This window comes from Peribacillus simplex (assembly GCF_001542915.1).
Lineage (GTDB): Bacteria > Bacillota > Bacilli > Bacillales > DSM-1321 > Peribacillus > Peribacillus simplex_B.
This window is the reverse complement of record NZ_LNNH01000040.1, coordinates 104,978-112,182: the sequence shown is the minus strand read 5'-3', so window position 1 is coordinate 112,182 and position 7,205 is coordinate 104,978. Positions and strand designations below refer to the sequence as shown.

The following is a 7,205-nucleotide window of genomic DNA, read 5'->3' as shown; positions in this document are numbered from 1 at the left end:
TGCAAATAGCGTGGATCCGGTCGTTGATGCCAGGGCTGTCATCATGAAAAATGAAATGCTTGTTGCACTGCTACTTGATGACTACAGCCAAGCTGGGGAAATCAAAGAAACAGTGAAACAAAAAATCGGACCGTTATCTCAAGGAAGGACCTTATATGTAACCACCGATGAAGGGGTCTATTACCGGACGATGACACTGGATAACAATCTTCGTGATGGCGATACAAGGGACTTGATCATTCAGGATGCGAATGATATGTTCGATAATCTTAATATTCATGAAAATCACTTGAAATGATGCATGGGCTGACCGCGATTGTGGGGTCAGTCTTTTTGATTTTTTCTGGTTAATAAACGTTGTTTGGGGTCAAACTACTTAAAAAGTAAACGCCTTAAGAGGTGAGTATATTGACTAAACAACTAAGGATTCAATTATTCCTGACCCTTTTAATCATGCCTTTTTGCTTAACCGTTTTTGCGGAAGAATCTGTGCAAAAGGAAAATGACCCGATCGAAAGGAAGGTCATTCTCCAGCGTATGTACTTGGATGGTGAACTGAGCGAGGAGAAATTGACCGAAACAATTTGGTCGATGGAGGATTTTTGGTCCAAATATGAAGGCTGGAAAGTGGTCGACCAAAATGAAGAACAGATCGTTCTTAAGAAAATTGAAAATGATATCTCGCCGCTATTGAAAGCGAATGGTTATCTCGGGATGCGGGAGGATGGAACGTTGTCCATTTTTATCGGAAGGCCTGAGCATGCCAAAATCATTCATACTTTTTACCAATTGGATGTTGGGAAACTTGAAGTTTATAAGCAGGAGGAATTGCAAAAGGGGATTCCGATCATGAATAAAGACCAATATAAACAGCTCATAAAAGAATACGAACCTTATTCGTTAAACTAGGCTGGGATTCTCCGCCTTCAGACAGTAGGCAACCTCGATAATAGTTTATGGAGGTTGCCTACTGTCTTTTTTTAGTTTTGACAATATTATTTCAATCAACTCAGCGTGAACCCGACCCAAATTCGATGCAAGGCCGAAAATGGCGGTACCTGCCCCAACCACTTTGCACATCAGTTTCAACATATAAAAAGAACGCCTTGAGGTGTTTGTAGCCTCAGCCAGATGCTTTCACTCGACTTTGTTTTAAAGGGCGGTCGCAGCATTCGTAGATCTTGTGAAAGACTTTGCTGTTTATGAAATAACTTTCTATGAACAACCATCCGTTTTATGATAAAATGAGAGGTACAGCAAAATCAGGGAGAGAATTAATTTGTATGATTATATAAAAGGCAGGGTCGATTATATCGGACCTGAATACATAGTCGTGGAAAATGGGGGGATCGGATATCAAGTGATGACGCCGAATCCTTTTATTTTTTCCGCCCAATATCAGAAGGATATCCAAGTTTTTTTGTATCACTATGTGCGTGAAGATTTGGTTGCCTTATATGGCTTTCAGAATCGTCAAGAAAAGGCTTTATTCACGAAGCTATTGAATGTAACCGGAATCGGGCCGAAGGGGGCACTTGCCATACTGGCGTCAGGTCAGGTCGATCAGGTGGTGCAGGCGATCGAAAATGAAGATGAATCGTTTTTGGTGAAATTCCCGGGAGTCGGTAAGAAAACGGCAAGACAGATGATTCTGGATTTAAAAGGGAAATTGGAGAACATCATACCGGATGCGTTTCCAAGCTTGTTCAACGAAGGCGTCACGGCTGCTTCCAGCCCAAATGGTTACACGGAGGAATTGGATGAAGCGATGCTTGCCTTGAAGGCACTTGGTTATTCGGAAAAGGAAATTCAAAAGGTTGCCAAGAAATTGCAGACGGAAGATATGACGACCGAACAATATATTAAGAAAGCATTGCAATTGATGCTAAGATAAGGAGTGGCGCAATGGAGGAGAGAATATTCAATCAGGAAGCCGATTTGAACGAACTGTCCTTTGAACAAAGCCTGCGGCCGCAAAACTTAAAGCAATATATTGGACAGGATAAAGTGAAAGCCAACTTGGGTGTATATATCGAAGCGGCAAGGATGCGGGAAGAAACGCTCGACCATGTCCTTTTATACGGGCCGCCTGGCCTGGGGAAAACGACGCTTGCGGTCATCATCGCTAACGAAATGGGTGTCAACATCCGCACGACTTCCGGACCCGCCATCGAGCGGCCGGGAGATTTGGCGGCCATTTTGAGTGCGCTTGAACCCGGTGATGTGCTATTCATAGATGAGATTCACCGTCTGCCCCGTGTGGTCGAGGAAGTGCTGTATCCGGCGATGGAGGATTTCTGTCTCGATATCGTGGTCGGCAAAGGCCCGGAGGCACGCTCGATCAGGATCGACCTGCCGCCGTTCACACTCGTGGGGGCAACGACTCGTGCCGGTTCATTGTCTGCACCGCTTAGGGACCGTTTTGGTGTTTTGAGCCGACTTGAATATTATACGGAAAACCATCTGACGGATATCATCATTCGTACCTCCAGAATCATGGATACGGAAATGGATGATCAGGCAGCTGCAGAGCTTGCGAGAAGATCGCGGGGCACCCCGAGGATTGCCAACCGGCTTTTACGGAGGGTCAGGGATTTCGCCCAGGTTCGGGGAGATGGCACGATAACGGCAGGGCTTGCCGATTATGCACTCGAATTAATGCAGGTGGACCGTTTAGGACTCGATCATATTGACCATAAATTACTTAAAGGGATCATCGAAAAATTCCGCGGCGGGCCCGTTGGTCTGGAGACGATTGCCGCCACGATTGGCGAGGAAGCACATACGATCGAAGATGTGTATGAGCCCTATCTGCTGCAGGTCGGTTTTCTTCAGCGTACCCCAAGGGGACGTATCGCCACACAGCTCGTTTACGAGCACTTCGGGATTGTGATGCCTGAATGATGAATCTACCTAAAATGGTGATGATACTCGGCGTAATCATATTCGTGATCGGTTTTGCGATGAAGTATATCCATCTTGGCAGGCTGCCGGGAGATATCTTCCTCAAAAAAGGCAATACGACGTTTTATTTTCCGATCGTGACATCGATCATCGTCAGTATCGTGTTGTCCGCTATATTTTATTTGATTGGCCGTTTTAAATAATGATTACAGCTTGATAGACAGGTAAGGAAGTGGAATAGATGAAATTGGATATGTTTGATTTTCATTTACCGGAGGAACTGATTGCCCAAGTTCCTTTGGAAGATAGGGAAGCTAGTCGGTTGATGGTGCTGGACAAGGAATCGGGCAAGATCGAGCATGATGTCTTCAGCCATATCACTGAATATATCAAACCGGGAGATTGCCTTGTGTTGAATGATACGAGGGTGCTGCCGGCACGACTATATGGAAGCAAGGAAGAAACGGGTGCAAAGGTAGAAGTTTTACTGCTCAAGCAAGAGCATGATGATGTTTGGGAAACCCTTGTAAAGCCCGCCAAACGTATAAAAGAAGGTTCGACAATCGTCTTTGGTGATGGTAAGCTAAGTGCCGTTTGTACAGGTGTACTTGAGCATGGAGGCCGTATCCTGGAGTTTCAATATGAAGGTATTTTTTATGAAATACTGGATAAGCTCGGGGAAATGCCGCTGCCTCCGTATATTAAGGAGCAGCTTGACGATCAGGATCGATATCAAACGGTCTACGCGCGTGAACGTGGATCGGCAGCCGCCCCGACGGCCGGGCTGCACTTTACCGAGCAGTTGCTCGAGAAGCTGAAAGCGATGGGTGTTCATATCGCCTTCATCACGCTTCATGTCGGGCTTGGCACGTTCCGTCCCGTCAGTGTGGACCATATCGACAGCCATGAAATGCATTCCGAATTTTATCAAATGACGGAAGGCACGGCGCGTTTGCTTAATGAAGTGAAAGGAAACGGCGGGAGAATCATTACGGTCGGTACAACGTCCACAAGGACATTGGAGACGATCGCGTCCGGTAATGATGGGGTCTTCAAGGAGGCTAGTGGCTGGACGAGCATCTTCATTTACCCTGGTTATGAGTTTAAGGGGATCGATGCGATGATTACGAACTTCCATTTACCGAAATCGACTTTAATCATGCTTATTTCTGCCTTGGCTGGCAGGGAGCATGTCCTTCATGCCTATGAAACGGCAGTGGAAGAAAAATACAGGTTCTTTAGTTTTGGAGATGCAATGTTAATTAAGTAATATAAGAGTGATAAGCTCTTGAAGGGAGTTATTGCGTTGACAGCAATACGATATGAGTTAATCAAAACATGTAAACAGACAGGGGCACGGCTGGGCCGGGTCCATACGCCTCATGGTTCATTTGAAACGCCGGCGTTCATGCCGGTAGGGACGCTTGCTACTGTCAAAACGATGTCCCCGGAAGATCTGAAACAGATGGGGGCAGGCATCATCCTCAGCAATACGTACCATCTATGGCTGCGTCCTGGGCATGAGATCATCAAGGAAGCCGGTGGATTGCATAAGTTCATGAACTGGGATCGGGCGATTTTGACGGATTCCGGTGGCTTCCAAGTCTTCAGTTTGAGCGAGTTCCGCAAAATTGAGGAAGAGGGCGTACATTTCAGGAACCATCTCAATGGCGATAAACTATTTTTATCTCCTGAAAAGGCGATGGAAATCCAAAATGCACTTGGCTCCGATATCATGATGGCATTTGATGAATGTCCGCCATTCCCGGCAACCGAGGAGTATATGAAGAAGTCGGTGGAACGGACATCACGCTGGGCTGAACGCTGCTTGAATGCCCATGAGCGTCCGAACGACCAAGGGCTGTTCGGGATCGTTCAAGGCGGGGAGTTCGAAAACCTTCGTAAACAAAGTGCAAAAGACCTTGTTTCACTCGATTTTCCGGGTTATGCTATTGGAGGGCTATCCGTCGGGGAACCGAAGGATATCATGAACCGCGTACTGGAGTTTACAAGTCCGTTGCTGCCAACCAATAAACCGCGTTACCTGATGGGCGTAGGCTCGCCGGATTCCTTGATCGATGGGGCCATCCGCGGTGTCGACATGTTTGACTGTGTATTGCCGACGCGAATCGCGCGTAACGGTACACTGATGACAAGCAATGGCCGCCTAGTCGTGAAAAATGCAAAGTATGCACGCGACTTTGGACCTATCGACGAAAATTGCGATTGTCATGTCTGCAAGAATTATAGCCGGGCATATATCCGCCATTTGATTAAATGTGAAGAAACTTTTGGGATTCGTCTAACGACTTATCATAACCTGCATTTTCTGTTAAACTTGATGGAACAGGTCAGACAAGCCATTCGAGAAGATCGTCTTGGAGACTTTAGGGAAGAGTTTTTCGAGCAGTATGGTTTCAATAAACCGAATGCGAGAAACTTCTAATTCCATAAATATTTTAATGAGCGAAAGGAGTGAATCTACAAATGGCAATAACTCAAATACTTCCATTAATTTTAATGTTCGTATTGTTCTATTTCTTATTGATCCGTCCGCAGCAAAAACGCCAAAAGGCTACACAAAGCATGCAAAGCAGCTTGAAAAAAGGTGATAAGGTTGCAACGATCGGCGGCATGCACGGAACAATCGATGCAATCGATGAATTGCAAATCGTCATAAAGTCACCAGATGGTACTAAATTGACATTCGACCGTGCTGCAATCCGTGAAATTACGGAAAGTGCACCAAATAAAGAAGTATCGATTTAATAATGAAAACTGGCCCGTGTGGCCGGTTCCGACTGTAGACAAACTCGATGAAAATGGAGTTTGTCTACAGTCTTTTTGTTGTATTTGAACGTTAATTTCCACTGGAGGCACTGGCATATCCCGGTGGAGGCTCGGCTCAACATTATAGGGAAATAAATTAGCCAGTGTTTTTGAGGTTTAAGCATAAAGCGTTGCAAACACGCGCTTATCAGCGGGCGTTCAGGGAAGCCTCCTCGGCGCGATTTTCCTCAACAAATGAAAACCGGGCAAGGATGCCCGGTTTCGTTTGTTTTTTTAATGGGTGCGTGAGTCGGAGCTCATATTGACCCCAAGTACGCCGCCCATCATGGCCGTGATGACGAAACAGCCATAATAGATCCATTGCTTGATGGTGAAGAGTGCGTCATGACCCAAGTATTGAAAAAGGAACACGATCAACAGATAGAGCAAGCCGGTGCTGCCGCCTAAGAATAGACCTTGCTTTTTCCCTTTGCCTCCTGAAATGAATCCACCAATGAACAGCGATAAAAAGGAAACGATCATGACCACGTATGTCAGGGATGATTCCGTCAATGAAGTGAAACGAAGAAGGATGGAAACGATCAAACTTGCAATCATCGCTATGGCAAAGATGGAGCCTACGCCATAAATTACGGCGACACTCATTTTTTTAGTTTCGATGGGTATTCCTCCTTTTTAAAGGCTGATACGTTTTAGCCTGTTTATGTGTTTGTACAAGCATATTCCCCGCACGGAGCCTTTAGACCAGGTTTAAGCAGCTTCCGCGAAATTCGAAAAGATTATAGAGTAATTTTTCAATTTCCAAGCCATGCTATGGATGAAGGATGTGTTAGTGAAGTGGATACCTATCTGGCTATTATTTTTAGAACGACGGTGATCTATCTAGTCATCTTATTCCTTTTCCGGATGATGGGTAAGCGGGAGGTCGGGGAGCTGAGCATTCTTGATTTAGTGGTATCCATCATGATAGGGGACATAGCAGTCCTATCCTTTGAAGATTTGGATAAACCATTTTTTCAGCAAATCACCCCGATGTTCGTTCTCGCTTTCATCCAGATCATATTGGCGTTCATATCATTAAAAAGCATCAGGTTTCGGAACATCGTCGACGGTACACCTCAGATCATCATCAATCAAGGGAAAATAGATGAAAAGGCGATGCGTAAGCAACGATATAATTTTGATGATTTATTGACCCAGCTGCGAGAACAAGGAATCAATGATCTGAATGAAGTGCAATTCGCCATTCTCGAATCGTCAGGAAAACTTTCGGTCATTAAAAACACCCAAGGCAAAAGGACGAAAACGAAGGAAACGCCATATCCCCTTATCATTGATGGGAAGATACAGGAAAATAATCTTTATAAAATTGGCAAAAATCAATTTTGGCTTCGACATCAGCTGAAAAAACATGGTGAATCGAAAATCCAGGAGATTTCGATTTGTGGGTACATAGATGGCCAATTTTACATCGATAAAAATGAAACGAAGAAATGAACCGAAGCCTTTTA

Annotated in this window: 10 protein-coding genes; 9 read left to right on the top strand and 1 reads right to left on the bottom strand. The window is 45.1% G+C overall.

Going from position 1 to position 7,205, the window contains the following annotated elements; translation table 11 throughout:
- The 8 genes from AS888_RS19070 to yajC all read left to right on the top strand — a co-directional run.
- On the top strand, positions 1-298 hold a 298-nt coding region (locus AS888_RS19070), incomplete at its 5' end, for a YhcN/YlaJ family sporulation lipoprotein (protein WP_185113135.1).
- Positions 299-408: 110 nt separating this feature from the next.
- Positions 409-909 carry an intercompartmental signaling factor BofC gene (locus AS888_RS19065; protein WP_061143726.1) on the top strand — a complete coding sequence of 167 codons (501 nt, stop codon included), beginning with the start codon at positions 409-411 and terminating at the stop codon, positions 907-909.
- A gap of 370 nt (positions 910-1,279) precedes the next feature.
- Positions 1,280-1,894, top strand: a complete 615-nt coding sequence (gene ruvA, locus AS888_RS19060) for a Holliday junction branch migration protein RuvA (protein WP_061143725.1) — start codon at positions 1,280-1,282, stop codon at positions 1,892-1,894.
- 11 nt (positions 1,895-1,905) lie between these two features.
- Positions 1,906-2,904, top strand: coding sequence for a Holliday junction branch migration DNA helicase RuvB (ruvB, locus tag AS888_RS19055; protein ID WP_061143724.1), 999 nt, complete (start codon positions 1,906-1,908; stop codon positions 2,902-2,904).
- A complete protein-coding gene (locus AS888_RS19050) occupies positions 2,901-3,107 on the top strand; it encodes a DUF2905 domain-containing protein (RefSeq protein ID WP_061143723.1) in 207 nt (68 codons plus the stop codon). Before ruvB ends, AS888_RS19050 begins: the two co-directional genes overlap by 4 nt.
- A 38-nt stretch (positions 3,108-3,145) precedes the next feature.
- Positions 3,146-4,174, top strand: a complete 1,029-nt coding sequence (gene queA / locus AS888_RS19045; RefSeq protein ID WP_061143722.1) for a tRNA preQ1(34) S-adenosylmethionine ribosyltransferase-isomerase QueA — start codon at positions 3,146-3,148, stop codon at positions 4,172-4,174.
- A gap of 36 nt (positions 4,175-4,210) precedes the next feature.
- On the top strand, positions 4,211-5,350 hold the full coding sequence (gene tgt, locus AS888_RS19040; RefSeq protein WP_061143721.1) for a tRNA guanosine(34) transglycosylase Tgt: 1,140 nt from the start codon (positions 4,211-4,213) through the stop codon (positions 5,348-5,350).
- A gap of 41 nt (positions 5,351-5,391) precedes the next feature.
- Complete coding sequence (gene yajC / locus AS888_RS19035) at positions 5,392-5,673, top strand: preprotein translocase subunit YajC (RefSeq protein ID WP_061143720.1); 282 nt, start codon at positions 5,392-5,394, stop codon at positions 5,671-5,673.
- 294 nt (positions 5,674-5,967) lie between these two features.
- On the opposite strand, the gene AS888_RS19030 is transcribed toward yajC, so the two are convergent.
- Positions 5,968-6,339, bottom strand: a complete 372-nt coding sequence (locus AS888_RS19030) for a TIGR04086 family membrane protein (RefSeq protein WP_185113134.1) — start codon at positions 6,337-6,339, stop codon at positions 5,968-5,970.
- A 192-nt stretch (positions 6,340-6,531) separates the two neighbouring features.
- Between AS888_RS19030 and AS888_RS19025 the strand changes: the two genes are divergently transcribed.
- Positions 6,532-7,191: a DUF421 domain-containing protein gene (locus AS888_RS19025; RefSeq protein ID WP_232732479.1), complete on the top strand. Its 660-nt coding sequence runs from the start codon at positions 6,532-6,534 to the stop codon at positions 7,189-7,191.
- The last annotated feature ends 14 nt before the right edge of the window (positions 7,192-7,205 follow it).

Coding starts and splice junctions, on each gene's coding strand:
- queA (WP_061143722.1), top strand. CDS start 3,146: ATGAAATTGGATATGTTTGATTTTCATTTACCGGAGGAACTGATTGCC.
- yajC (WP_061143720.1), top strand. CDS start 5,392: ATGGCAATAACTCAAATACTTCCATTAATTTTAATGTTCGTATTGTTC.
- AS888_RS19030 (WP_185113134.1), bottom strand. CDS start 6,339: ATGAGTGTCGCCGTAATTTATGGCGTAGGCTCCATCTTTGCCATAGCG.
- AS888_RS19050 (WP_061143723.1), top strand. CDS start 2,901: ATGATGAATCTACCTAAAATGGTGATGATACTCGGCGTAATCATATTC.
- ruvB (WP_061143724.1), top strand. CDS start 1,906: ATGGAGGAGAGAATATTCAATCAGGAAGCCGATTTGAACGAACTGTCC.